The organism is Chryseobacterium sp. MDT2-18, assembly GCF_030815285.1.
In the GTDB taxonomy this organism is placed as follows: Bacteria; Bacteroidota; Bacteroidia; order Flavobacteriales; family Weeksellaceae; genus Kaistella; species Kaistella salivictor.
This window is the reverse complement of the sequence record NZ_JAUSWQ010000009.1, coordinates 45,894-72,702: the sequence shown is the minus strand read 5'-3', so window position 1 is coordinate 72,702 and position 26,809 is coordinate 45,894. Positions and strand designations below refer to the sequence as shown.

Here is a 26,809-nt window from a genome sequence, read left to right as displayed (position 1 = left end):
AATTGGATTTGTAGATTTGCAAAAGTTAAAATTTAAAAATAGTGGTTAAAAATTCTGCCCTTTTTCGCCTTCACATGATTGTATTTCTTTGGGGATTTACTGCCATTTTAGGAAAACTCATTTCCGCCAATGCCCAGGTGCTTACTTTTTACCGCATGCTTTTCGCAGCGCTGTTTTTATTTATTTTCATCCGCTTTTTCAAAAAAGAAAGCATCAAAATTTCCAAAAAACTTTTCATTCAGCTTTCGGTAATTGGAGGATTCATGGCTTTTCACTGGCTCTGTTTTTTCCACTCGATCAAGGTTTCGAATGTTTCCATTGCACTGAGCTGTTTATCGCTTTCCACCTTGTTTGCTTCTATTTTGGAACCTGTTATTTTTAAAAGGAAGATCGACATTTCAGAGGTGATCATGGGAGTGGTGATCGTGATCTGTATGGGACTCATTTTCAAGACCGAATTTCAGTATAAAGAAGGAATTTTCTATGGAATTCTTACCGCTCTTTTCGGAACCATATTTTCTGTTTTTAATGGAAAAATCTTTGGCAAAACCAGTTCCGGTAACATTATTTTCTATGAAATATTTTCGGGATTCCTTATTCTAACCGCATTTTTTCTATTGACGGGGCAGATTTTTCACCTTAATGAAATAAGCACCCATGATTTGACGTTAGTTATCATATTAGCAAGTATTTTCACCGCTTTCCCGATGTTGGAATCTGTGAATTTAATGAAATACATTTCGCCGTTTACCTTAATTTTAACGGTAAATCTGGAGCCGGTTTACGGGATTATCCTGGCTTTTTTTATCTTTGGTGAATCTGAGGAAATGAGCCCCATATTTTACGGTGCTTCTTTAATTATGATTTTGGCAATTATTGTTAATGGAGTTTTAAAATCAAGAAAAAATACAGCTGCAAAAAAAGTACAGAATTGATGAGAAAATTATTCTTTGCCGCTTTGGTTACTTCAGGGGTTTTTTCTGAAGCACAAATTGTGCGAAAATATTCAAACGAATTTCTCAATATCGGAGCTGGTGCGAGAGGTCTGGCAATGGGCGGTGCGGTAATTTCTAATCAAAACGATGTCTATTCGCCAATGTGGAATCCGGCAGGATTAATCGGCGTTGACCGTGATTGGCAGGGAGCAGCAATGCATGCTGAATATTTTGAATCGATCGCCAAATACGACTATATCGCTTATGCAAAACCTTTGGATAACAAAGGAGGAGTTTTTGCAATTTCCATCGTCCGACTCGGAGTTGACAACATCCTGAATACTACACAACTTATTGATCCTGAAGGAAATATCGACTACGATAAAATCACCAGTTTTTCACAGTCCGATTATGCGGCGTTACTTTCTTATGCCTTTCATCCTGGCGGAAATCAAAAAATAGATGTCGGTGTTAATGCAAAATTAGTCTACAGAAATGTCGGAAAATTTGCAAGTGGCTATGGTTTTGGTTTTGATTTGGGAGCGGTTTATCATTCCGACAACGGCTGGAATTATGGCGCTGTAATGAAAGATATTACAACTACGGTAAACTTCTGGACCATCAATCAGAAAGAACTTTCGGCCGTGGTGAACGGTGAGGAATTTAATCCCGCTCCAAAAGATAAAATGGAATTAACCATGCCTAAATTAAATTTAGGAATGAGCAGAAATTTCGAAATCAACCGGGATTTGGAACTCATGCCGGAAGCGGGAATCAATGTTGATTTCGCCAAAACGGCAGCGGTTATTTCGACCGATTTTGCAAGTATTACGCCTTATGCGGGCGCCGAACTTAAATTTCAGGATATGATTTTTGTGAGAGTTGGTTTAAACAGATTTCAAACTATAACCGATATCGAAAATCTAAAAAGAAAAGTTTCCTTTCAGCCCAGTGCTGGGATTGGAATTAAATACCACGGTTTAACTTTAGATTATGCAATTACCAATTCGGGAATCGGTGGCTCTAACTTCTATTCTAATTTCTTTTCTCTGAAATTGGATATGGGAGATTTCAGAAATTAATACTGATTTAAAAACTTCCGATTTAACGTCAAGCTTAATTTTTCGCAAATTTTCTTAAACCCCAAAAATCACATAAAGGAACGGGTTACTTTCCACAAAACAATTTCCGGAAGAAATTTTAATGAACTTAATTCCTTCACTTTTCTTAATGGTTAAAATTTTAATTTTAATTTGAGAAGTAACATTTTCAGATTGCACAGATTTCTTTCAAATAAAAAAAACCACGAAAAACTTCGTGGTTTCGTGGCTTTTTGTGAGCGCTGTTAGAGCTCTAAGCTGTAACAGCGCTTAAGCTTTATGCTCCATAAGGAATCCAGATGTTTTTAATTTCTGTCGCGTGTCTTAAAAACTCCTGACCTTCACCATGTTTTGGATTCAGCCAGTTTCTGTGTTTTCCAAAATTCACCCACGAACGTTTCATGGAATCGGTGGAAAGTAATTCGACATTTTTGCTTCCTTCCTGAGTTCCGAAATACCAAATTCCTTCCACATTATAATGTTTCGCGAGTTCATTGGCTAATTCCTCTTTTGGACCGGTTACAATATTCACCGTTCCGGCAGGAACATCAGAGGTTTCTAAAATCTGATAAAAATCGGTGGCTGAAAATGGCTGCTTTTCAGATGGAATGACCACTACCCTGTTTCCCATCGCAATTGCCGGAATTACCGTTGAAATAAATCCTAACAACGGATTTTCTTCCGGACAAACAATTGCCATTACACCGATTGCTTCGGGCATTGCTAAAGTAACCATTCTTTGAACGGTAGAATGCGCTGCGCCATCATATTTATCGGCATAAGCGGCGTAAGTATAAATTCTTTCAATTGATTTTTCCACCTCATCCTGAGCAGATTCTAAAGATTGATTCGTCATCTCCACAATTCTTTCTGCAAATTCTTCTGAACGAATTGCTAAATTTTCGGCGATATAATAAAGAACCTGCGCTCTGGCATGACCGGTCATTCCACCCCAAGATTTTTCGGCGTGCGCTGCTTCAACGGCATTTCTGATATCTTTTCTGTTCCCTTCAGAAACTTCTCCGATATATTCACCGAAAGCATTTTTGATTTCTGTGCTGTAACCACCATCTGGGCGGGCTTGTTTTCCCCCGATATACATTTTCGTCGTACGGTCGATTTCTGCCAAAGTATTTTTTGCTTTTTTACCCTCTTTCGGTTTTTCAGTTTTGGGCAAAATTGGTTTTGCGGTAAATTCGGCTTCAACTCTTGGTTTCATATATTCATACAAACCTTCTTTTCCGCCTTCTCTACCGAAACCGGATTCTCGGTACCCACCAAATCCAGCAGCGGCATCAAACTGATTGGTACAGTTGATCCAAACGCTTCCTGCTTTTATTTTCGGTGCAATATCTAAAGCCAAATTAATATTTTCTGTCCAAACACTTGATGCCAAACCATATCTCGTATTATTTGCCAAAGCCACTGCTTCTGAATGTGAACGGAAAGTCATCGCGACCAAAACCGGTCCGAAGATTTCTTCCTGAGCAATCACAGCGCTTGTTGGAACATCGGTAAATAAAGTCGGCGGATAAAACCAGCCGTTTTCTGGAATTCCATTTTTTGGCTGATAAATCGTACAGCCTTCATCGATGCCGATTTGAACCATGTCTTTAATGGTTTTCAGCTGAATTGGATCTACGATAGAACCCATATCAACCGCTTTGTCCATTGGATCGCCGATACGCAACGTTTCCATTCTTGCACGAAGTTTTTTGTAGAAAACCTCAGAAACTGATTCCTGAATTAACAGTCTGGAACCGGCACAACAAACCTGTCCCTGATTGAACCAGATCGCATCTACAATTCCTTCCACCGCAGAATCCAAATCTGCATCTTCAAAAACGATGAATGGTGATTTCCCACCCAACTCAAGAGATATTTTCTTACCTGTTCCGGCGATATTTGTTCTTAATATTTTACCTACTTTGGTTGAACCTGTGAAAGCCACTTTCTGAATGTCTTTATGATTGACCAAAGCATTTCCGGCAACAGTTCCTTTTCCTGTAACGACATTTACAACACCTTTTGGAAGTCCGACTTTCTCACAGATTTCGGCAAAAAGCAAAGCGGTTAACGAGGTATATTCTGCAGGCTTCAAAACGATGGTATTTCCCATGGCTAAGGCCGGAGCAACTTTCCAGGAAAGCATCATTAAAGGGAAATTCCACGGAATAATCTGTCCGACAACTCCGACTTCTTGGTAATCACTGAATTCGGTATCCATCAATTTTGCCCAACCTGCATGATGGTAAAAATGTCTGGCTACGATTGGAATATCGATATCACGGGTTTCACGAATTGGTTTTCCGTTGTCTAATGTTTCAAGAACCGCAAACAATCTTGAGTGCTTCTGGATTTGTCTTGCGATGGCATACAGATATTTTGCACGTTCGAACCCACCGATTGCTACCCAGTCTGCAAGTGCACTGTTGGCTGCCATCACGGCTTTGTGGACATCGGTTTCGTCGGCTTCGGCAATCTTGGCTAAAAATTCTTTATTAGAAGGATTGTTGGAATCCATGTGTTTTTTGGAATGCGGTTTTACCCATTCTCCGCCAATAAATAAGTCGAAATTTCTGTTATGATTTTCTAAAAATTCCACAGCAGAAGCTGCGCTTTCTGGAGCTGGACCGTAAACCATGGTGTCGTATATTTCTTTGATTTCCATTATGTTGATTTGATAATGTGTTGATTTAGTGATGTGACGGTGCAGTAATTTCAACTACAAAGACACAATCGTTCAGTTTTTTTCGGTAGATTAAAAGAGCAATGTTGGATTTCTACTCTGTTGAAAGTCTAAGTATTTTGTTTTTATAATCGTTCTTTATATCAGGTTCCCACCTGCGCCCCGACCTGAGTGGAGCTCTTTTTGTGCAACGAAGTGGAGCAAGAAAGCGGGAACGGAGGGCGGAAAAAGGCGCCCTACTTGGACTTCGCTCTGTAACCATTTTGACTTCGCTCAGTATGACAATTACGCCATCGGATGTCTGAATCCTGCGCTGTATCTGCCGGTTACGTAATGTTCTAACTGCCGCTCGATGTCGCCCAAAAGGGAACTTGCGCCGAATCTGAACAAATGGGGCGTTAACCAGTCGTTGCCCAATTCTTCTTTGATCAAAATTAAATAATCGAGTGCCTGTTTTGCTTTTTGAATTCCGCCGGCAGGTTTGTAACCGACTTTCACGCCGGTTAATTCGTAATAATCGCGGATGCACCGGATCATCACCAAACTCACTGCTAAAGTTGCATTTACGGATTCTTTTCCGGTAGAGGTTTTTATAAAATCTGATCCTGCCATCATGGCGACCCAAGATGCTTTAGCCACTTTGGTGTAGGTAGGAATTTCGCCGGTTGCCAAAATGGTTTTCATATGTGCATCGTCACAAGCTTGTCGGCAAAGTTTGATTTCGTCGTAAAGTTCTTTCCACTTTGATTCCAGAACCAAATCTCTGGAAATAACGATATCGATTTCTGTTGCTCCGGCGGCGACCGATTTTTTGATTTCTGTAATTTTATCTTCAAGGGAAATTTTACCTGCAGGAAATCCGGTAGAAACGACTGCGATTGGAATCGAAGTTCCTTTCAACGCTTCTTTTGCGTAAGGAATTAAGTTGTGATACACACAAACTGCTCCTGTCGTCAGGTTTGCATCCTGCATTCCTAATTTCACCAGCAAATCTTCGCGAACGGGATTTTTGGCTTTTTCGCAGAGCCGCATTACGTTTCCGCGGGTATCGTCTCCGGCAAGCGTGGTTAAATCAATCATGGAGATTGCCTTTAAAAGCCAGGCTGCCTGAAATTCTTTTTTCACACTTCTTCTTCCGCCCAGAGTTGCAACGCGTCTTTCGATGGCGCTCCTGTTAATATTGATGGTATCGAAATATTTGGTGTTGAAAGATAAGCCTTGATTTCGCACTTCACTGCTATTTTGCATAGAAACGGTCTGTTTTTTTTCTAATGTCTTTTGCATAAATGATGATGTTATACTAGAAAATAAAATTGCATTAATTATAGATTGTAAAATTAGCCAATTATCTGCAAATGGGTGTTATGGTTTTTGAAAAAAGAGCTAACAAAAAAGCACACTTCCTATGAAGTGTACTTTTTATAAATGACCTGTTATCAACAAACTGTTTACTATACCTTAAGCTGTCTGCCAATACTTTGCTCTAAAGAGATAAAAGTTTCTGTTCTGGTAACCCCTTTTAATTTTTGAATTTTATTAAGAATTTCCATCAAGTGATCATTGTCTCTGCATAAAACTTTAAGAAATATCGTGTAATTCCCTGTGGTATAATGCGCTTCTACGACTTCATTAATTTCATTGAGTGCTTTGATTGCGTCATGATAATGGCTGGGTTGCTCTAAAAAGACTCCAATAAAAGACACCACCTTGAATCCAATTTTTCGGGGATTAAGAAAAGAGATAGAATTCTCTATCACTCCCGCCTGTTCTAGTTTTTTTATCCGTTGGTGGACTGCTGTAGTAGAGATCCCCACGTTTTTTGAAATATGAGCAAGAGATGTTTTCGCATTATCCATCAACATATAGATAATATCTTTATCGATCTTATCTAAATGATATTCGGCATTAATTGCATTTTTCATTTTAAAGAATTTTTCGGTTTAAATTTTATTCAATAGACTTTTACTGGTTTTTCACTAATACAGTCAAGACAGGAAAATGATCGCTATATCCTCCTAAGTATCTTGAACCAGCGAATGTTCTAAAAGGCCGGCCTGCTAATTTTTTATCCCAATTGCTTAATTTGTCATGATTGAAAACTTTTGCATCTTTAAACAGAAGCGGATAATTGGAATTAAAAAAATCAGCGGACAAAATCATTTGGTCAAAAAGTAAGCCATTTTTGTAATGAAATGTAGAAAATTTTTCATTTTTGAACAGTTCGGCTGACGGATTCACTAAAATTTTATTGAAGTCTTTGTCATAAATAAAATTATTTATCATTTCCTCATCGGGATTTTCGTTGAAATCACCGCAGATGATTACCGCTTCCTCAGTGCCTGAAATTAATTTTGAAATCTTTTCGTTCAGATCTTTAATGATATATTCCCGCTTGGGTTTATTGATATCTTTTTCTCTTTTCGACGGGAGGTGAAGGACAAAGACATTCATCAGAACATTCAAATATTTCACTTTACAAAACAGAACATCTCTGGTCGTATCGTAATATTCTGATTCTTTATTTTCGACTGCAAAGAGATAGGAAATAGGTTCGGAAGAAATAATTTCGATTTTACTTTTGTCATATAAAAGCGCCACATCTACTCCTCTTTCATCCATTGATTCGTAATGCACGATTCCGTAATTGGAATTAAACGGGTCTAATTTCACCAATTCTTCTAACGGCTTTTTCCCCTGAACTTCGGATATGCCAATCAACATGGGCAAAGAATGTTCACTTTCCGATATTAACTGAAAAACCTGTGCAATTTTAGAAAGTTTGTTCCGGTATTTTCTTTCGTCCCAGTTCTGCAGTCCCGACGCTGTAGGGTCTAACTTATGAATGCGCGGAAGATCCGGACGAAACAAATTTTCGACATTGTAGAAAGCAATAAGTTCCTTTTCATCTTTACTGTCCATCCTAAAAATCAACTGCTTTTTTTATCATTATAAATAGCACAGAATATTGATTGTGTTTAATTTAATCTAAAATATCCGGTCTCCTTTCAATCGTTATTCTCAATGCTTCTTCATGCTGCCAGTCTTCGATTTTTTTTGAGTTTCCGCTCAGTAAAATATCGGGAACCTTCAATCCTTTGTATTCCGAAGGTCTTGTGTAGATCGGCGGGGAGAGTAAGTTGTCCTGAAAACTGTCGGTTAATGCAGACTGTTCATCATTTAAAACGCCGGGTAATAACCGAATAACCGCATCTGCTAAAACGCATGCTGCCAACTCGCCGCCGGTAAGAACATAGTCACCGATAGAAATCTCTTTTGTAATATGCAGATCGCGGACCCGCTGATCAATCCCTTTATAATGACCACACAGCAAAATGAGATTATTTTTGATGGAAAGCGTATTGGCAATTTTTTGAGTTAAAGTCTCACCATCAGGGGTAAGATAGATAATTTCATCGTAATTTCTCTGGGTTTTTAATTCCGAGATACATTTATCGATAGGCTCAATCATCATCACCATTCCGGCTCCCCCGCCATAAGGTTCGTCATCGATCTGTCTGTGTTTTCCGGTGCTCCAGTCTCTTAACTGATGAAAGTGCACTTCTGCCAAACCTTTCTGCATTGCTCTTTTCAGAATTGAAGCCTGAAAAGGACTTTCCATTAATTCCGGTAAAACACTTATAATATCTATTCTCATTGTTCCGTATTGTTCTTTTTATTAGGAATAATTATCAACCTTAATGATGAATCTCTGTTAATATAACTCCACATCCAGTTGAAGAAAACCGCCAGTTTATTCCGGACACTTAAAATAAGCATCAAGTGTAAAAACATCCAAAAATACCAGGCAAAAAAACCTTGGAATTTGAAATGTGGTAAGTCGACCACAGCCCGGTGTTTCCCTATCGTTGCTAAACTTCCCTGATCTTTATACTCATATTGTTGCCAATCTTTTTCAGAAGTTTTAAGGAAGTTTTTAGCCAAGTTCTTCCCCTGATTAATCGCAACATTGGCTACCTGCGGGTGACCTGCCGGATACAGCGGTGTTTCCATGTAAGCGATATCTCCAATAGCGAAGATATTGCCGTAACCTACAATTCTGTTGTAGCGGTCTGTTTTGAATCTGTTTCTGACTATAATTCCGGGATTCAAACCATCGATAATATTTCCGGTAACTCCGGCGGCCCAAATTACATTATTTGATGGAATTGTTTTTCCACTTTTCATGAAAACTTTGTCACCGTCATAATCTGTGACCATTTCCCCTTTCAGGAAAACGACTCCGAGCTCTTTTAGATATTGGGCAGATTTTTCCTGGGCTTCTTCACTCATCACCCCCAGTGGCATTTCTGTAGAACTTATTAAAATGATTTTCAGATCATCAAAATTCATATGAGGATAATCGCGGGGAAGAATATCTTTCTTCATTTCTGCAAAAGCACCTGCCAACTCTACTCCTGTGGGCCCGCTTCCTACGATAACGATATTCCAGTTTCCGTCATCGCTGCGTTTTCTTTCGATAATTAATTTCTCAAACGTCAATAAAACGTGATTTCTAATCGCAATTGCTTCCTGGGTATTTTTCATTCCGAAAGTCAAATGCTCCATTTTATCATTGCCAAAGAAATTGGTTTTGCAACCTGAAGCAATCACCAGTTTATCATAGGTGAATTCTCCCTCTTGGGTCACAATTTTATTTTGTTCAGGAATAATCCGCTGAACTTCGGTGAGCCGGAACTGAATATTGCGGGAGCGTTGAAAAATCTTCCTGAAAGGAAAAGAAATATTACTGGGTTCAATCCGCCCGCAAGCTACCTGGTAGAAAAGCGGCTGAAACATGTGATGATTCACCTTGTCGATGACCATCACTTTTTTTCTTTTATTATTAAGGGATTTCGCCAATTGAAGTCCGGCAAAACCACCACCAATAATTACTATTTTTTCGCGTGCTTCCATTGGTACAAAATTAAGTAATTTTTTATCAAAGCCTATAGATTGGCTTCATATATAAGATCTGCGAAAAAAAAATCCTTGAAGAAATTCCAAGGATGATATTTTATTGTTTTACGATTTGCGTGACTTGCTGAGTATTGTCACTTAAGACATATCTCATCAGGTATTTACCCGGTCTGAGCTTATCTAAACGAATCTCTTCAGAATTTTTATTAATCTGATATTCTGCCACCTGCATTCCTAATATAGAATAAAAAGTAACAGATTTTATTTTCAAAAAGGCATCTTTTGATTTTACGAAAATAAAATCCCGGGCAGGATTAGGGTACGCGACAATAACACCATCATCTGATTTCTGACTGGTTACCATCGAAACCCGATCAACAGACTGAGCGGAAATTTTTCCCGAAAAAACTGTTAAACTGCCGACCAATATTACTAAAAACAATAAATTTTTCACCTATAATAATTTTATTTTAACGATATCATTACAAAACTAAGGAATTCTATTTGAAATACAATAGCTTTTATGCAAAACTATATTTAAATTTGCAGTCTATAAATCAAATACTATTCCAAAATATGATCATCTATTCCAGAAACCGAAGATTAAGAACAAACGCCGCTATCAGAGCGTTAGTTCAGGAAACTACCCTTACGACCAGTGATTTTGTAATGCCGATTTTTGTGATGGAAGGCATCAACAGACAAGAACCGATATCCTCCATGCCAGGAATTTTCAGGCGGACTTTAGATCTTACCGTGAAGGAATGTCAGGAACTATTTTCCCTCGGTGTTAAAGCGGTGAATCTGTACATGAAAGTTTCTGAAGATTTGAAAGACAACACCGGAAAAGAGTCATGGAATCCAAACGGTTTAATGCAAAATACCATTAAAGCAATTAAAGATGCCGTTCCCGGAATGGTCATCATGCCTGATGTTGCTTTGGATCCCTATTCAATCTACGGTCACGACGGAATTGTCACCAACGGTAAAATCGATAACGATGCCACCAACGAATCTCTGGTGAAAATGTCAGTTTCCTGTGCGGAAGCGGGAGCAGATATTATTGCACCGAGCGACATGATGGACGGCAGAGTTGCAGCAATCAGAACAGGTCTCGAAGAAAACGGTTTTACCGATGTGGGAATTTTAAGCTACGCTGCGAAATATGCAAGTTCATTTTACGGCCCATTCAGAAGTGCTTTAGATTCAGCACCCGTAGATAATCAGGATGTTCCGAAAGATAAAAAAACGTATCAGATGGATTTTCATAATTCCAGAGAAGCCATTGATGAAGTTTTAAAAGATGTTGCGGAAGGTGCAGATATTATCATGATCAAACCGGGAATGCCCTATCTTGATATCGTTGCCAAAGTTCGCGAAGCAATCGATTTACCAATTGCAGTATACAATGTGAGCGGAGAATACGCGATGTTAAAAGCGGCCGCACAAAATGGCTGGTTGGATAATGACAAAGCCATTATCGAAAGTTTAACCTGCATCAAACGCGCCGGAGCAGACATGATATTTACGTATGCTGCAAAAGAAGCCGCGATTTTATTGAATCAGTAAAAGAATTTAAATACAAACAGAAAGAACTTCAATACCGGAAGTTCTTTCTGTTTTAAAACCAGGGCTTTTTATTTTGAACATAAGTTCGATCGAACTGTTCATCACTCATGGTAAGATAAATAATCCCTTCGATAAAAGGAATGACTGTTGCTACTCCACAAGTGCAGATATTTAAAATAACCTGAATAATTCCCTCCTTTATATATCCCAGGTAAAATTTATTCGCTGCAAATGGACTAAGCAATAAGCCTAAAAGTCCGGCAGCCAATTTTTTCTCTGAACGATAATTGCTCTGATTTTGCGACGATTGAGGATGATTATAACCGTAAGTTTCCATATAATTAATTTCTTAGTTTAACTATAAGTCACTCAAAAACTCCCAAAGTTACAATCTAATTATATTTTCCCCAGATAAAATAAACCGATACATTTCTGATTTTCATCTAAGCCCAGAAAACCGTTCAGGTGATTAATCATTCCCGGCGTACTCCAGTAACAACCAACTTCATGAGCAGTTGCAGTAAGATACATATTCTGAACAGCCATCGCCGTTGCAGCTATTTCTTCCCATTCCGGAACTAAACCACTGAAATTAACACAAATAGTAACGATCGCAGCAGACTTTGCCACTTTGTCAGAAATATCCAGATACTTCTTTTCCAGAAAAGCTTCAGGATTAGCTGTCTGTTTGTAGATTTCTGCCAATTTTTCTCCTAACTGATTTTTTTCCTCACCACGAAAAACTTTTAACCTCCACGGTTTCGTCCGCTTGTGACTTGGCGCAAAATTCGCAGAATTCACAATTTCAGCAAGAACCTCTTCCTCAATTTCCTCTGTGGAATAGGATTTAGGGAAAATGCTTCTTCTTTTTTCTATAATGTTTTTTAATATTTCTGCGTTGTCCATTGATTTGTTAAATTAATTTTAATTAAAAATTACCAGACCTGTTCGATAACCTGGCTGATATTATTGAGGGTAAAAGAATCTCCAACCTGTTTTCCGAACATCATTTTCGCCATCGGGCTTTCTTCAGAAATCGCATAAAACCGGTCTCCTTCAAAGAAAAACTCTCCAAGGGAAATAGAAATATAAAATCGCGCTTTGTTGGTAAAAACAATAGATCCCAGCTGAATTCTCTCCGAAGGATAATCTGAAATTTTAGATAAATTCCTTTGCAAATCCTTTAATGAAGCCATTTGCTTTTGCATCTGATAAATTTCTTCCTGCATTTCTTCCCGAATAGAATCATACTTAGAAGTTTTTTTTACCTCCCGGCTTGCCTCCAGAGTGAATTCCATAAAATTCTCAAGCTTGTGAATTTTTTGCGAAATAATTTCTTTTACATAAGTGCGAACTTCACTTTTCACGATGATATTCTTCTGCATATCACTTCTATTTTTTTTAAAGGTAAAAAATATTCTCAAATAGAATCGTCAAAAATCAATTACCAACTCAAAGCAAGATTACATTTTCATTCGCTGGCGGGTCGCCTCATAAAGAATAGCCCCACAGGCTACAGAGACATTCAAAGACTGGGTTTTACCTTCCATCGGAAGTTTTATTTTTTCATCGGAATGATGCAGAACCTCTTTAGAAATTCCGGTTTCTTCATTTCCCATAACGATGGCACACGGCTGGGTAAAATCCACATCGTAGTATAATTTCTGTGCTTTTTCTGTCGCAGAAAAAACCTGAACGCCGGATTGCTGAAGGAAATCAACGGTATGACTTAAATTTTTTTCTTTACAGATTTTAATATTATACATCGCGCCGGCAGAAGTTTTAATCGCATCTGAATTCATTGGCGCTCCTCCTTTTTCCGGAATAATCACAGCGTCAACTCCTGCGCATTCTGCGGTTCTGCAGATTGCTCCAAAATTTCTAACATCCGTTAACCGATCTAAAATTAAAAGAAACGGCGTTTTTCCGGATTCAAAAATTTCGGGCAATATATTTTCAATCGAATGAAAAGGAACATCTGAAATAAAAGCAACAACACCTTGATGATTCTTTCTGGTAAAGCGATTCAGTTTTTCAATCGGAACATAATTCGGTCTGATTTTGTGTTTCGCCAAAAGATTTTTCAGTTCATAATAAATATCTCCCTGCAAAGCATTCTGCAAAAATACTTTATCAACGGTTTTTCCGGCTTCAATTGCTTCAATTACTGGGCGTAACCCAAATATAAAATCTTCTTTCATAAGTTCTTTAAAAGTTAAAATTCAAGGTTTTCTTTGCGTTCCTTTCCTTGAAATCGGAACCGTTTTATTTTAAAACTGCTCACCCAGAATCGCTCTCTTTTGAGCCATCGCATATCCCAGATGCAAGCTTTCGTGCATATTGTTGAAAATAATAGCGTCCTGAATATTCTTTAAATCCAACCCAAAACTGGTCGTATAAGAAGTATAATCGGGAAAAAAATCATCATCATAATCTTTCATTAAAACTTTGGAAGTTTCCGTCAGCAGATAAGCCAGATCATCAATTTCTGACTGCTTCACATCCAAATTAGGAAGGGTGCCTTTTTTGTAGGTTTCTATCCAGTATTTATCAATCCGAAAAGGATTCCCGCTCAGATAATAATGCAATAATTGCTGCGTCGCCACCGTGTGTGCGATGTTCCAATAAATATTATTGTTGAAACCATCAGGAATCAGCAACAAATCTTTATTAGAGGTATTTTGCAGGATTCCTAAAAGATTTCGGCGAACTTGACGGTGTGCCTGAAAATGATAATTCATTTTGCGATTATTTTAATGGCCAAAAATAGGTTAATTAACTGAAAATGACAAGAATTTCGTCGAGTTTCATGAATAGACATTCAGGGTTCTTCCTTGGAAAACAAAGAATTAAAAATCCATTTTGAACTGTAGCTGTTTGCCATTTCTTCCTTACTATAAAACAGCCTCTCTTTTGCGAGTGAAATTTCACATTCTCATGTTTAACAAACTTTAACGCACAGTTGGCATTAATTGTGTTGACTGGTCTGCGTATTTATTGGAAATTTACACTTTAAATTCTACAAACACTATGTCAGAACTCAACCAAGCTGAAGATATCAGACAGCTAACCGAAAAAGTAAGAGAACAGAATTACTTTTTCACTCTTTTAAAACAGGAAATCAACAAAGCAATTATCGGACAGGAATATATGGTAGACCGTTTATTAATCGGTCTTCTGGGAAATGGTCACGTTCTGTTGGAAGGTGTTCCCGGTTTGGCAAAAACTTTAGCGATAAAGACGTTGGCAGATGCCGTGCACGGCGCTTTTTCCCGCATACAGTTTACTCCTGATCTATTACCTGCAGATGTAGTGGGAACAATGATTTACAGTATTAAAGACAATGATTTTTCTATAAAAAAAGGACCAATTTTCGCCAACTTTGTTTTGGCAGATGAGATCAACCGTGCTCCTTCAAAAGTTCAGTCGGCGCTCTTGGAAGCGATGCAGGAAAAGCAGGTAACCATCGGCGATGAAACAATGCCACTCCCAAAACCCTTTCTCGTTTTGGCCACCCAAAACCCGATTGATCAGGAAGGAACTTATCTTTTGCCGGAGGCGCAAAGCGACCGTTTTATGCTGAAATGCACCATTACTTATCCGAATTTTGAAGACGAGAGAACAATCATGAAAATGATTGCCAGTGGACATTCCCCGGAAATCCGCCCGGTCATTACCTTAGAAAATGTAACCGAAGCCAAGAAATTAATCAATCAGATTTATCTGGATGAGAAAATTGAAAAATATATTCTGGATATGGTTTTTGCGACCCGTTTCCCAGATCAATACGGACTTTCTGACTTAAAAAGCTATATCAGTTTCGGTGCCTCGCCGAGAGCTTCCATCAATTTGTCAATTGCAGCACGGGCGATGGCTTTCTTGAAAAACCGCGCTTTCGTAATTCCGGAAGATGTGAAAGAAATAGCAAAAGACGTTCTTCGTCACCGTATCGGATTGAGTTTTGAAGCCGAAGCCGAAGAAATTACCGCTGATGAAATTATAGAAAAAATCCTGGGTAAAATTCAAGCGCCTTAACTAGGGCAACAACAAATCAGTGTAACTGTTTACTTAATAATTTAGGGTAAGTGTTACATTGATCAATTATTATATTGATTCATTTGTATGGAAATCAAAGACATCATAAAAAAAGTAAAACAAATTGAAATCCGGACCAAAAAAAAGTCCGAAGCAACTTTGATGGGTCAATACCACAGTGCTTTCAAAGGTCAGGGAATGACTTTTTCAGAAGTCCGTCCTTACCAGTTTGGTGACGAAATCCGAAGAATCGACTGGAATAAAACCGCCCGTTTCCGAGAACCGTTTGTAAAAGTGATGGAAGAAGAGCGGGAATTAACCTTAATGCTTTTAGTCGATATTTCTGCCTCCATGAATTACGGCACACAAACTCAGTTGAAAAGGGAATTCGTCGCTGAAATCGCCGCAAGTTTAGGATTTTCTGCCGCCGGAAATAATGACAAAGTGGGTTTGATTTTATTTGCCGATAAAGTGTATAAAGTGATTCCGCCACAAAAAGGACGAAAACATATTTTGGCGATTATCAGCAATATCTTATCCGCAGAATATATTCCGGCAGAAGCCAAAATTGACAAAGCTCTTGAATACATGATGAGCGTTTTCAAAAAAAAATCACTAATTTTCATGTTCTCTGATTTTGAGGATTCTTATGATTTGAAAATGTTGAGAGTTGCCTCGCGAAAACATCAATTATTAGGTTTGAGAGTTTATGATGAGAAAGACAACGAAATCCCCGATGTCGGATATGCCCTTTTTAAAGATGCAGAAACCGGAAAACAGATTTGGGCAAATACTTCCAATGCAAGATGGCGCTATGATTTTGCGGAACACCAAAAACAAAAAGTAAGAAACGTAACCGAAGATTTTGAAAGTTCTTCCGCAGGATTTATCAATATGAATACCGGCGAAGATTATTCTAAATTTTTATATCAATATTTTAGAAAAAAATAAGTTTTGAAAAGAACATACCTCATCCTTTTTTTACTGATTAGTGCATTCGCATCTTCACAAACCCTAAGTTCCAAACTCGACAAAACCACTTTGGCTCTAGGCGAACCTGGGATTTTGCACATTCATATTTCTAATCTGCAGGCCAAAAATGTTTTGTCTGCTCCGAAAAATGAACTGCTCCCTTTTCATTTTGAAGAAATAAAAGACAGCATTAATAAGCAGGTTGACACCTATGACCGTGTCATTGAATTTGCCGTTTATGATGAAGGGAAATTCACCGTTCCGGCCCTCGATTTCAGAATAAATGGTAAACTTCTAAAAACAATTCCTTACGATGTTGAAGTCATTAATACTGCTCAAAAAGGCGATCAGATCAATGATATCATGAAAAACAAAGAGGTCGATCTCGGCGTGCAGGATTACTGGCAAATGTACAAATGGTATATTTTAGGAGTATTTATTATATTGGCGTTAATTTTCATTATTTATCAACTCATTAAATATGGCAGACGAAAAAAATCTGATCCGGTCGTGATGACCAACCAAACACTGAGAGAATTAGATAAGTTGAAAAAGAAAAATTATATCGAAGACGGAAACTACAGATTGTTTTATGTCGAATTAATAGATATCACAAGAAATTTCATCACCAAACAATATAAAATCCCTGCCGATGTTTTGCTGACCGACGATTTAATAGATGTCATCAAATTAAACAACACCATTTCTCAAGAAAATGAGAAAACAATAGAAGACATTTTCTTGAGAGGAGATCTCGTGAAATTCGCAAAAGTTTTCCCTGATCAACAAAATATGCAGGACGATTTCGATCAGATGAAAGCTTTCGTAAAAAGGTCTTCCAAGGATTTGGAAGCCGAACAACTAAGAACTGGAGTATAAAAATGATGACACTGGATTTTTTAAATTTCGAATTATACAGCCCGTGGTTCTTATTGCTGTTTGTGACTTTCATCCCACTGATTATCCGCGACTTACGCAATAAAAAACGCTCCGGAATCACTGTTCCTTCTACTCAAAATATGCAGGAAAACAAATCGATTCACTTCGTTCTGTTCCTGCTGAAAATCTCAAAATACCTCATTCTTTCCTGCCTAATCATTGCGATGGCAAGACCGCGTACATTTACCATTTCGCAGGATCAGGATGACAGCAAAGGAATCGACATCATGCTTTCAGTGGATGTTTCCCTGAGTATGCTGGCGAAAGATTTAGAACCCGACCGTTTGACTGCGCTTCAAAGCATTGCCAAAAAATTCGTCAACAGCCGGCCTGGCGACAGAATCGGCTTGGTAACTTACGCCGGCGAAGCATTTACCAAAGTACCCGTGACTTCTGATCACGCCGTGGTGATCGATGAGCTGGATCATCTCAGCACTTCAGAACTGACACCGGGAACCGCAATCGGTGAAGGACTTTCTGTAGCAGTCGCCCATTTGAAAAACAGCAAAGCAAAATCGAAAATAATCATTCTGATGACGGACGGTGTCAGCAATGTGGAAAATGCAATGCCGCCGCAAGTCGCCGCCGAATTGGCACGCAGCAACGGGATAAAAGTCTATTCCATCGGAATCGGAACCAACGGTTATGCTTTGATGCCGACCCAACAGGATCTTTTTGGCGATTTGATTTTCACCGAAGCCGAAGTTCAAATCGACGAACCCGTTCTTCGGGAAATTGCGCAAACAACCGGTGGAAAGTACTTCCGTGCCTCTTCCAACCAAAGTTTAGAAGAAGTGTACAACGAAATAAACAAACTGGAAAAGTCAGAACTGAAAACCACCAAACTCTATAATTACCAAGAATACTTCCGAAACTTTCTATGGATTGCCTTAGCCGTTTTGTTGGTTGACGCGCTGTTGCGCTGGGTTTTCTATAAATTTTTAAGTTAGAAAAGAAATGAGTATTTTTAGGACCAACAAGATTTTCGCTTATCCCGAGAGTGGTCCCGCTGTCCACTCTATCCCAAGCAGCAGCAATGCCACCGCTTTTGGGGATGCCGTTCCCACCGGGGCTAGAACTTCAGGCAGTTTGTTTTTCAAAGGAAACCGCAAAAAGGAATACAAAACAAAAGCATTTAATAATAATATTTGGAGAAAAAATTATTTAAAAGTCCTTCAATGAAAGGAAATTAATTGTTGCATTAAGAAAAAATAAAAATAAAAATTTTGTCACTGCTGAGCATTTAATAAAAATCAGACCGTTTCAACATTCCAAAAACAAAATATGAACTGGACTTTAGGAAATAACCTCTATTTAATACTGTTGCTGCTTTTGCCGCTGCTGGGAATCATCATGATTGCCTATATCAAATGGAAAAACCAGCGGAAGAAAATCTTTGCCGAAGCAAGATTTCAGGAAGAATTATTTGAAAAAAATTCAGGTTTTACAAAACTGCTACCGGTTCTTTATTTATTGGCGACATTATTTTTAGTATTAGCAATCGTAGATCTGCTGAGCGGTTCGGAAGAAGTAAAGAGCAAACAAAAAATGAACAACGTTATTTTCCTGCTCGATGTTTCTAATTCGATGAATGCTCAGGATGTTGCGCCCAACCGTTTAGACGAAGCGAAAAACATCATCATCAACACGATGGAAAAAATGAAAAACGACAAAGTGGGAATCGTTGTTTTCGCCGGTGACGCAACTTCGATAATGCCTTTAACTACAGATTTCACGGCAGTAGAAACCTATCTGGGCGGCGTAGAAACCAATATCGTGAAAACACAGGGAACAGACTTTTTAAAAGCAATGCAAACGGTTGCAGACAAGTTCAGAAACATTCCGAAAGGTGCACGCCGGACCGTTCTGCTAAGTGATGGCGAAGACAATGAAAGCAATGAAAAACCAGCGGCAAAATTAGCTTCCAAAGAAGGGATCTCTGTGATCACTGTAGGAATCGGTTCCGAAGAAGGCGCACCGATACCAGAGTATGTGTTCGGTCAGTTGATGGGTTACAAAACCGACAGAGCGGGACAAACTGTGATTTCTAAAAGAGAAACGCTGGCCTTAAAAAATATGGCAAACCAAACGAACGGAACCTATGTGGACGGAAATAACCTCGAAAATGCAACTACTCAAATCATTGATGGGTTGCGTAAAAGCGCAGCTTCTTCCGAAACAATGGTGAAATCCAATAATGCAATTCATTATTATCAATATTTTCTGGCAGCTTCAATTCTTTTATTTCTGATTATTTTTCTGGCAAATCCTAAACGCGACTTCAATATTTGATTCAAAACCAGCACATTCAGCCGAATTTAACCGAAATTTAACAATTTGATCCATAGACTTTAACAAATAAAGGAATAATTTTGCAGTGATGAATCTGAATTTACTTTTTTCAACGTTTCTTGTACTGTTTGGCTGTTCTGTTTTTTCTGCTCAGGAAAATTACAAGACATTAGTCTTCAAAGGCAACAAGCAATTCGACAAAGAAAACTACGAATCTTCTTCTTCGAAATATATGGAAGCTGTACAACTCAACGATAAAGAGTTTATGGCTCACTACAATTTGGGCAATTCTCTCTATAAAAGAAAAATGTACGAGGAGGCCAAAGCGGAATTCGAAAAAGCAGAGAAACTTTCTGCCACTCTGCCGGACAAAAGTGCTGCGCTTTATAATCTGGGCAACACTTATATGCAGACTGAAGATTCCAAAAAAGCCGCCGAACTTTACAAACAGGCTTTAAAGCAAGATCCTTACAATGAAACCATTCGTAAGAATTACGGAATTGCCATGCTGAAAGAAAAGGAAAAAGAGCAGCAGAAAAAACAAAAAGACAATTCCGGTGGTGGCGGTGACGGCGACCAAAACAAAGATAAAAATAAAGGGCAGGACAAAGGAAATCAACCTCAGAAAGAAGCCGGAACCGGACAACAAAACAAAGGAGCGGGCGAAGGAAAAGATCCCAACGAAAACAAAAACAGTAATTCTGACAAAATGCCCAAAGACCTGCAGGATGCGCTACTGAACCGGGTTGGAAATAAAGAACGGGAAACCGCGAAGAAAATTCTTAACAAAAACTCTTATTCGATGCCGGAAAGCAATGAAAAGGATTGGTGATGAAAAAAAAACTTTCCTACATATTTCTACTATTTTCTGCCGTATTCACTTATGGCCAGGTCACTTTGGCGATATCTGAGGTAAAAGATCAAAAGTTAAATCAGCGGTTTACCCTAACTGTTCTTCTGGAAATCAGCGGTGAAAACATGGAGCAGCAAACGCCGCTTCAAATGCCGGATCTTTCGAAGTTTGATATTATCGGAACTGCATCTGAACGGAATACCATCATCCTGGATGCCAAAAAAGGAGATGCAATCAATCAGCTGGTTTATCAGTGCGTTCTTGCACCAAAACAAACCGGTAAAGTAAAAATTGGTTCTGCATTAGTTACCGTCAACGGCAAAATTTACAAAACCGAACCTTTCGACATTTTCGTAAAAGACAGCGAAAAGACAAGTTCTGTCGCCGATAATGCAGACAGGAGCAATATGTATCTGAATTTGGAAGTTCAGGACAAAGTAGTTTATAAAAACGAACCCACGATCGCCGTTTTACGCGCTTACAGCCGTGACTATGACAATTTCAGAAAACTGGGGAAAATTCATTTTCCTGACCAGCCCAATGCGAATATAAAAGCAGTAAGTTTTGCAAAATCCGAGATTGAATCCAATGCCGGAATGGCTTCTCAGGTTATCGGGGTTTTTATAATTTTCCCGTCTGAGTCAGGGACAGTAGAGATTAATCCGATTTCTGCTTCGTTTACCAATGCGTCAAAAGACAAAAGAATTTCATCAAATAAAGTACAGCTGAATGTAAAGAAACTACCCGCAGGAATGCCCGGACATTTTAAAAATGCAGTCGGTCAGTTTACGGTTGATTTATTTCATCTCCGCAATGACGAGATTCCGGAGATCGATAAACCTTTACATATTATTTTGAAAGTGACCGGTTCAGGAAATCTGGGAAGTCTGCATTTACCCAAAATTCTGAATTCTGCTGACTATGCTTATTTTCCTCCTAAAATCACCTCGGAAACGGCTGCGAAAAAGAATGGACTTTCAGGGTTTGTAAGTGCTGAATATATTGTGGTTCCAAAAAAATCAGGTCCAGTAGCGATCACGTTTGAAGATTTCTCGTACTTTGATCCTGATACCAAAAAATACTTAGATGTAGGTTCTAAAGAATTGGTGATCGATGTAAAAACACCCGCTCAGATTGCTGAAGAAAAAACAACTTTAGAAAAAGTAAATGATTATACGAATACTGTTTTAGAAACTGTAAACACTCCGGTTTTGCAAACCCAAAACTTTAAAGTAAAAGATAAAAGCACAATCGACTGGAAAATTGTTTTCGGAAATTTAGCACTGCTGACAACTTTCATTTCCTTATTTCTCATTGTTTTGCGAAAAAGAGAAAAGAGGAAATTAAGACCGCAACTCATCTCCAGTCCAGTTACAACCATTGCTGAAACGGAAGAACTCATCAGAAAAAACCTCAGCAACCACTTCGAAGAAAGTATAGAATATTTAAAAATTTTAAAAGACAATAAAGATTTTATCAATTTCTTTTCGGCCTACAGTGAATTGAACAGAGAGACGAAAGAATCTTATTTTGCAAACACCGATTCAGATTTCCGGGCTATTTTGGAACAAACTAAAGGTCAGCAAATTTCGGAACAGTACAGAGTCCTTTCGGAGCGAATTCAGATTGAAAAATTCGCGCCATTTCATTCCGATGAGCAGATGGATGAGCTCTACAACTCGATTTGTACCTTATATTCAGAAATTAGCAAATAATGATTTATTTTTCATATTTTTGCGAAATTAATAATCTTCACCAATGCTAGAATTTTTCTCATTAAAAGAAACCCTTACTGCCTCAATGATTCTTTTTGCGGTCATCGATATTATCGGGTCGGTTCCCATTATCGTCGGCTTAAAAAAGAAGTTTGGCAAAATTGAGGCTGAACGTGCTGCTATTGTGGCAGGAATTCTGATGATTGCGTTTCTTTTTATCGGGAACAAAATTCTAAAACTCATCGGTGTTGATGTAAATTCATTTGCGATTGCAGGTGCTATAGTAATTTTTGTAATCGCATTAGAAATGATCCTTGGCATTGAAATCCAGAAGAATACAGAATCAAAATCAGCCTCGATCGTACCTATCGCTTTTCCGTTGATAGCGGGCGCCGGTACCTTGACGACTACCCTTTCTTTACGGGCAGAATACCATGACATCAATATCATTATCGGTATTATAATCAATACAATTTTCGTATATTTGGTGCTGAAATCAGCGAACTGGTTGGAGCAAAAATTAGGGGACGGAACACTTCAGGTTCTACAGAAAGTGTTCGGAATTATTCTTCTTGCCATTTCAATCAAGCTGTTTACGGCAAACTTCGCCCAACTTTTTTCAACGTATGTTAAATTTTAATATTTAAAAAAATGCAACTGTTCTATAAAATATTCTTGGCACTTTTCATCGTATTTATCGGTATCAATCTGTATGTTATCGAATGGGGTCTCGGATTTTGGCATGAAGAAAATGCTAAGTTCATCTTTTCGATGTCAGCCGGAATTTTAGGGGTAATAATTGTTTTTGTATTACATACGATGAGCAGACTTGCTGCTGCGAAGAAATAAATTTTCTCCTTCTTTTTAAAACCGCATCACATCTTTTACAACCCCATTATTTTGGGTATGTTGTATCAATTCTCTGATGATGAATTCCTGAATTTTGTCTTCATCTATATTAGCCGGGAAAAGCAAATGAACATTTGCACCGGCATCTAAAGTAAAGAATAAAGGAAGACTGGTTTCTTTTCGGAACTGCCAGATTTTATTAATTACGGCCAACGTTCCGCTCTTCATTAAAATGAACGCAGGTTCGCTCATCATCATCATCGCATGCAAAGTTAAGGCTTCATGCTCCACCATTTTAATGAAAGCGGCCATATCTCCATTTTTCAAGATTGTTTTCAATGTGGCGAAATTCTCATGCGCCTCCTGAAATCTTCTTTCGGCATAAGGATTCGTGTTCATCAAACCGTGACCAACCGTAGAACTGACTGATTTCTCACCTTCGTGAATGAGTAAAACCCAGTCGTTGAAATTTCTGAAAACTTCATGAATTTCCTCATTCGGATAACGAACTGCAAATAAATCTGAACTTCCGGAAACTTCTTTTGTTTCTCCCCAAACGACCAATCCGTCGTACAAACTTCTGCACGCACTTCCGCTTCCTAATCTTGCCAGGAAACTTGCTTTTCTGAGTTTAAAATCCTGATCAACTTTTCCCGAAAACTGCTCATCCAGCTCCATCAAACATTTAGCAATTGCCCCAAAACCAGACGCCGAACTTGCAATTCCGGAGCTGTGCGGGAACGTATTTTCAGTTCTGATGATGTATTTCCCTTTCAAAATCCATGGCAAATATTCTTCAATATTTTTAAAATATTTTTCAATTTTTTCGGCAAATTTTGATTCTTCATTTCCGGCTAGAAAAGTCTGAACAGAAAACGTATCACCGGCAACAAATTCTATCTCCGTATTTGTTTTACATAAATTTAAAGTATAACTGATACTGGGATTTGCAGGAATCTGATTTTCATATTTCCCCCAATATTTAATCAGGGCAATATTTGAAGGGCACGATTCCGAAACCTTTTTATTTGAAACTGTATAATCATTTGAACCAAAAAAATTTTCCATATTGTCTATCGCAGCTTCGCTGCTTTTTTACCATTAAAATATTTACTGCCATCACGTCATGACTTTCACGAACTTCTTTCAAAAGATCGACGGGAAATTCGTCTTTAAGAATGATACATTTTATCTACAAGAACTGCATATTTCTCTAAGACGACGTTCCGTTTCACTTTCAGAGTCGGCGTTATTTCACCACTTCCTATTTCAAATTCAGAAGACATCAACACGAATTTTTTCACCTTTTCAAAACCCGAAAGTCCTTTCTGAATTTCTTCTATTTTTTCCCGATAAAACTCTTTAACGGTCTCGATATTTACGATTTCCTCCCAAGAGGTAAACGGGATATTCATTTTTGAAATCTGTTCCTGCAGCGCTTCAAAATTTGGAATAATCAAGGCTGTTACATAGGGTTTCCCTTCTGCCACAATCATCGCCTGATTGATATAATTGTTATTGGAGAACATATTTTCCATCGGTTGCGGAGTGATATACTTTCCGTTCGATGTTTTCATTAAATCTTTAATTCGGTCGGTGATAAAAAGATTTCCCTTCTCGTCAAATTTCCCGGCATCACCGGTTTTGAACCAACCATCCGCCGTAAAAACTTCAGCAGTTTCTTTTGGCTTTTTATAATAGCCTTTCATAATCCCACTTCCTTTGGCCAGAATCTCATCGTTATCGCCAATTTTAATTTCGGTATCGCCAAATGGAACTCCTGCCGAGCCATGTTCAAAATGATGGAAAGGGAAAGCTGTTAAAGTCGCTGTAGTTTCCGTCAAACCGTAACCCACTGTGATATGAATTCCCAAAGCTTCAAAAAACCGGGTCACTTCAGCCGAAACGGACGCACCACCACAAGGCATAAACCAAAGTTTTCCGCCCATTTTTTTCTTGATTTTATTGAAGACCATTACGCCCGCAATTTTATTCTTCATCTTTAATAAAAAAGGAACGTTTTTATCTAAACGTCTCAGTTCTGCCACTTCAGTCCCGATTTTGATTGCCCAATTGAAAATTTTCTTTTTAGAATCAGAACTTTCATTTACCATTTCATGAACGCCGGCGTAAATTTTCTGATAAAATCTGGGAACAGCGCACATTATCGTAGGCTTAACCTCGGCTAAAGCGCTTGCTATAAGTTTGGTATTCTCCAGAAAATACACTTTCGCACCACCGCAGAGTGCGAGTAAAGTCCAGCTTCTTTCGAAAATATGTGTCAACGGTAAAAAAGCCAGTGAAGTTTCCTTCCCGAAGTTTTTAAATTTAAAAAAATCAAAATGTGCTTCTACAGATTTATGGAAATTTCCGTGGGTCAACATCACTCCTTTCGGAACACCGGTGGTTCCTGAAGTATAAATAATGGTAGCCAGACCGTCATCTTCTACCGGAACTATGTCAAAAGTTTCTTCGGAGTTCTTAATAAAATCTTCGAGATATCGGCTCTTTTCTTTTTTGATCCAGATTGCTTTTTTCGAAACAAGTATTTGGGTCAAAATCTGGTTTCTGTTTAAAATAGAATATGCCGCATCATACTGTTCCTGATTCCCGACCAGGATCATTTTACATTCAGATTCATTGAGGATATATTCTGCCTGCTGCTCGTTATTGGTAGAATAAATGGGAACAGTTACGGCTCCTAATGACAGAATTGCCAAATCGGTAACAATCCATTCTGCTGAGTTATCGGAATAAATGGCAACTTTGTCGTGCTCAGAAATCCCAGCTTCACGAAGTGCATTTGCGGTTTTAAAAACCAGTCTTCTAAAATCCGACCAGGAGATTTCTGTCCACTTTTCTTTTTTCTTAAAGCCAATTGCCGGTTTCGTCGGAAACTTTGCGGTATTTATGTTTAGAAACTCTGCAACATTCATAATTCTTTTTTATCTGATATATAATTTTTTAAGTGAAAATCAAGACTTTCAAAAACCGGAATAAATTGATAGTCAAGTTTTTTTCTGATTTTTTCGTTAGAAACGATGTGGTGTGAAGTTACCGTCTCCAGATTTACTTTGCTCATCATTCTGAGTTTGGGAAACAGCCATCCGAATAATACATTCAAGACGTAACCCGTCTTCAAAATTCCATTTGAAATAACCTTCGCTTTTGATTTTCCTAACTTTTCACGAACAAAATTGGCAACCTCCAGTATTTTTTTTGTTTCTGAAATAACGATATACCGTTCTCCGAAAATATTGTTTTCCATTAATGAAATGGCGATTTTGCTAACATCCCTTACATCGACATACGTAGTACTTCCGCTCATTGCATAAGGATATTTCTCAAAAGTTTCAAACATTTCACCGCTGCTCGAATGCCAGTTTCCACTGCCGATAATTACGCCCGGATTGATGATGACGGTTTGAAGTCCTTCCGCTGATGCCCGCCAGACTTCCATTTCAGAAAAATGCTTGGATTTGGCATAAGGTGAATGATTAATTTTTGGATTATAATTGGAATCTTCCGTGGTTTCTCCATTTTCATTAACTCCATCCAAAACCGCAGTCGAACTTACAAAACAGAATTTCTGAACCGATGAATTTTCACACGCAAAAAGAAGTTGTCTGGTTCCCTCAATATTGGTTTGGTACATCTTAAGCCGGTGATCAGGATGAAAACTCACATGAGCAGCACAATGATAAACTTCCGTTACTTGATTCAGTGCATTTTTCAGAGATTCTAAATCTTGAAAATCGACATCAATCCATTCGATTTTATTAAAAAATGCGTCGGGTTCGCCGGTATAAAACCGGTAAGACTCGCGGACTTCCCGTATATTACTGGAAGTTCTTTTGGTTGCCCGAACCGATTTACCGCGTTTCAGCAAATCCAAAACGATCACTCTGCCGAGAATTCCCGTCGCGCCTGTGACTAATACCATA

The 26,809-nt window shown here is 38.4% G+C and carries 28 protein-coding genes; 13 read left to right on the top strand and 15 right to left on the bottom strand.

Annotation, left to right across the window (positions count from 1 at the left end):
* Positions 1-74 precede the first annotated feature (74 nt).
* Together QF004_RS10220 and QF004_RS10215 are read left to right on the top strand one after the other, a co-directional pair.
* Positions 75-935, top strand: a complete 861-nt coding sequence (locus tag QF004_RS10220; protein ID WP_307426017.1) for a DMT family transporter — start codon at positions 75-77, stop codon at positions 933-935.
* On the top strand, positions 935-2,017 hold the full coding sequence (locus QF004_RS10215) for a PorV/PorQ family protein (RefSeq protein WP_307425862.1): 1,083 nt from the start codon (positions 935-937) through the stop codon (positions 2,015-2,017). Before QF004_RS10220 ends, QF004_RS10215 begins: the two co-directional genes overlap by 1 nt.
* Positions 2,018-2,312: 295 nt before the next feature.
* On the opposite strand, the gene QF004_RS10210 is transcribed toward QF004_RS10215, so the two are convergent.
* The 7 genes from QF004_RS10210 to QF004_RS10180 form a co-directional block, all read right to left on the bottom strand.
* Positions 2,313-4,706 carry an aldehyde dehydrogenase family protein gene (locus QF004_RS10210; protein ID WP_307425860.1) on the bottom strand — a complete coding sequence of 798 codons (2,394 nt, stop codon included), beginning with the start codon at positions 4,704-4,706 and terminating at the stop codon, positions 2,313-2,315.
* Between the two features lie 303 nt (positions 4,707-5,009).
* Entirely contained in the window at positions 5,010-6,008 is a 999-nt protein-coding gene (deoC, locus tag QF004_RS10205; protein WP_307425857.1) for a deoxyribose-phosphate aldolase, read from the bottom strand.
* 167 nt (positions 6,009-6,175) lie between these two features.
* The gene (locus QF004_RS10200) at positions 6,176-6,646 is read right to left on the bottom strand and encodes an Lrp/AsnC ligand binding domain-containing protein (RefSeq protein WP_133438654.1); all 471 of its coding nucleotides are present in this window, start codon (positions 6,644-6,646) and stop codon (positions 6,176-6,178) included.
* A 40-nt stretch (positions 6,647-6,686) separates the two neighbouring features.
* Positions 6,687-7,643 carry an endonuclease gene (locus tag QF004_RS10195; protein WP_307425853.1) on the bottom strand — a complete coding sequence of 319 codons (957 nt, stop codon included), beginning with the start codon at positions 7,641-7,643 and terminating at the stop codon, positions 6,687-6,689.
* Positions 7,644-7,704: 61 nt separating this feature from the next.
* A complete protein-coding gene (gene trmD / locus QF004_RS10190) occupies positions 7,705-8,379 on the bottom strand; it encodes a tRNA (guanosine(37)-N1)-methyltransferase TrmD (protein ID WP_307425851.1) in 675 nt (224 codons plus the stop codon).
* Positions 8,376-9,638, bottom strand: coding sequence for an NAD(P)/FAD-dependent oxidoreductase (locus QF004_RS10185; protein ID WP_133438657.1), 1,263 nt, complete (start codon positions 9,636-9,638; stop codon positions 8,376-8,378). The genes trmD and QF004_RS10185 overlap by 4 nt, the downstream gene beginning before the upstream one ends.
* Positions 9,639-9,738: 100 nt before the next feature.
* The gene (locus QF004_RS10180; protein ID WP_246012413.1) at positions 9,739-10,095 is read right to left on the bottom strand and encodes a T9SS type A sorting domain-containing protein; all 357 of its coding nucleotides are present in this window, start codon (positions 10,093-10,095) and stop codon (positions 9,739-9,741) included.
* Positions 10,096-10,217: 122 nt separating this feature from the next.
* Here QF004_RS10180 and hemB point away from each other — a divergent pair, with 122 nt between their 5' ends.
* Positions 10,218-11,210 carry a porphobilinogen synthase gene (hemB, locus tag QF004_RS10175; protein WP_307425845.1) on the top strand — a complete coding sequence of 331 codons (993 nt, stop codon included), beginning with the start codon at positions 10,218-10,220 and terminating at the stop codon, positions 11,208-11,210.
* Positions 11,211-11,262: 52 nt separating this feature from the next.
* Here the strand turns inward: hemB and QF004_RS10170 are convergent, their stop codons facing one another.
* From QF004_RS10170 to QF004_RS10150, 5 genes are all read right to left on the bottom strand, one after another.
* The gene (locus tag QF004_RS10170; RefSeq protein WP_307425842.1) at positions 11,263-11,547 is read right to left on the bottom strand and encodes a TM2 domain-containing protein; all 285 of its coding nucleotides are present in this window, start codon (positions 11,545-11,547) and stop codon (positions 11,263-11,265) included.
* Positions 11,548-11,606: 59 nt separating this feature from the next.
* Positions 11,607-12,116 (bottom strand): nitroreductase, encoded by a 510-nt coding sequence (locus tag QF004_RS10165; RefSeq protein ID WP_133438660.1) that lies wholly within the window; start codon positions 12,114-12,116, stop codon positions 11,607-11,609.
* Between the two features lie 29 nt (positions 12,117-12,145).
* Entirely contained in the window at positions 12,146-12,595 is a 450-nt protein-coding gene (locus tag QF004_RS10160; RefSeq protein WP_307425838.1) for a hypothetical protein, read from the bottom strand.
* Positions 12,596-12,673: 78 nt separating this feature from the next.
* Positions 12,674-13,411 (bottom strand): 23S rRNA (guanosine(2251)-2'-O)-methyltransferase RlmB, encoded by a 738-nt coding sequence (rlmB, locus tag QF004_RS10155; protein ID WP_133438662.1) that lies wholly within the window; start codon positions 13,409-13,411, stop codon positions 12,674-12,676.
* Positions 13,412-13,480: 69 nt separating this feature from the next.
* The gene (locus QF004_RS10150) at positions 13,481-13,951 is read right to left on the bottom strand and encodes a DinB family protein (protein WP_307425835.1); all 471 of its coding nucleotides are present in this window, start codon (positions 13,949-13,951) and stop codon (positions 13,481-13,483) included.
* A gap of 289 nt (positions 13,952-14,240) precedes the next feature.
* Here QF004_RS10150 and QF004_RS10145 point away from each other — a divergent pair, with 289 nt between their 5' ends.
* From QF004_RS10145 to QF004_RS10100, 10 genes are all read left to right on the top strand, one after another.
* On the top strand, positions 14,241-15,245 hold the full coding sequence (locus tag QF004_RS10145) for a MoxR family ATPase (protein WP_133438664.1): 1,005 nt from the start codon (positions 14,241-14,243) through the stop codon (positions 15,243-15,245).
* An 87-nt stretch (positions 15,246-15,332) separates the two neighbouring features.
* Positions 15,333-16,196 carry a DUF58 domain-containing protein gene (locus tag QF004_RS10140; RefSeq protein ID WP_133438665.1) on the top strand — a complete coding sequence of 288 codons (864 nt, stop codon included), beginning with the start codon at positions 15,333-15,335 and terminating at the stop codon, positions 16,194-16,196.
* A gap of 3 nt (positions 16,197-16,199) precedes the next feature.
* The gene (locus tag QF004_RS10135) at positions 16,200-17,096 is read left to right on the top strand and encodes a BatD family protein (protein WP_307425831.1); all 897 of its coding nucleotides are present in this window, start codon (positions 16,200-16,202) and stop codon (positions 17,094-17,096) included.
* A 2-nt stretch (positions 17,097-17,098) separates the two neighbouring features.
* Positions 17,099-18,106 (top strand): VWA domain-containing protein, encoded by a 1,008-nt coding sequence (locus tag QF004_RS10130; protein WP_373456899.1) that lies wholly within the window; start codon positions 17,099-17,101, stop codon positions 18,104-18,106.
* A 7-nt stretch (positions 18,107-18,113) separates the two neighbouring features.
* Entirely contained in the window at positions 18,114-18,338 is a 225-nt protein-coding gene (locus QF004_RS10125; protein ID WP_307425828.1) for a hypothetical protein, read from the top strand.
* A gap of 102 nt (positions 18,339-18,440) precedes the next feature.
* On the top strand, positions 18,441-19,448 hold the full coding sequence (locus tag QF004_RS10120) for a VWA domain-containing protein (RefSeq protein ID WP_307425826.1): 1,008 nt from the start codon (positions 18,441-18,443) through the stop codon (positions 19,446-19,448).
* Between the two features lie 88 nt (positions 19,449-19,536).
* Positions 19,537-20,280 (top strand): tetratricopeptide repeat protein, encoded by a 744-nt coding sequence (locus QF004_RS10115; RefSeq protein ID WP_133438669.1) that lies wholly within the window; start codon positions 19,537-19,539, stop codon positions 20,278-20,280.
* Positions 20,280-22,016, top strand: coding sequence for a BatD family protein (locus QF004_RS10110; RefSeq protein ID WP_307425821.1), 1,737 nt, complete (start codon positions 20,280-20,282; stop codon positions 22,014-22,016). Before QF004_RS10115 ends, QF004_RS10110 begins: the two co-directional genes overlap by 1 nt.
* A 43-nt stretch (positions 22,017-22,059) precedes the next feature.
* The gene (locus QF004_RS10105; protein ID WP_307425817.1) at positions 22,060-22,656 is read left to right on the top strand and encodes a MarC family protein; all 597 of its coding nucleotides are present in this window, start codon (positions 22,060-22,062) and stop codon (positions 22,654-22,656) included.
* A gap of 11 nt (positions 22,657-22,667) precedes the next feature.
* The gene (locus QF004_RS10100) at positions 22,668-22,865 is read left to right on the top strand and encodes a hypothetical protein (RefSeq protein ID WP_133438672.1); all 198 of its coding nucleotides are present in this window, start codon (positions 22,668-22,670) and stop codon (positions 22,863-22,865) included.
* A gap of 15 nt (positions 22,866-22,880) precedes the next feature.
* On the opposite strand, the gene QF004_RS10095 is transcribed toward QF004_RS10100, so the two are convergent.
* The 3 genes from QF004_RS10095 to QF004_RS10085 form a co-directional block, all read right to left on the bottom strand.
* Positions 22,881-23,933: a diphosphomevalonate/mevalonate 3,5-bisphosphate decarboxylase family protein gene (locus QF004_RS10095; protein WP_307425814.1), complete on the bottom strand. Its 1,053-nt coding sequence runs from the start codon at positions 23,931-23,933 to the stop codon at positions 22,881-22,883.
* Positions 23,934-24,037: 104 nt separating this feature from the next.
* Entirely contained in the window at positions 24,038-25,801 is a 1,764-nt protein-coding gene (locus tag QF004_RS10090) for a long-chain fatty acid--CoA ligase (RefSeq protein ID WP_307425811.1), read from the bottom strand.
* Entirely contained in the window at positions 25,798-26,808 is a 1,011-nt protein-coding gene (locus QF004_RS10085) for an NAD-dependent epimerase/dehydratase family protein (protein WP_307425808.1), read from the bottom strand. Before QF004_RS10085 ends, QF004_RS10090 begins: the two co-directional genes overlap by 4 nt.
* Position 26,809: the final 1 nt, after the last annotated feature.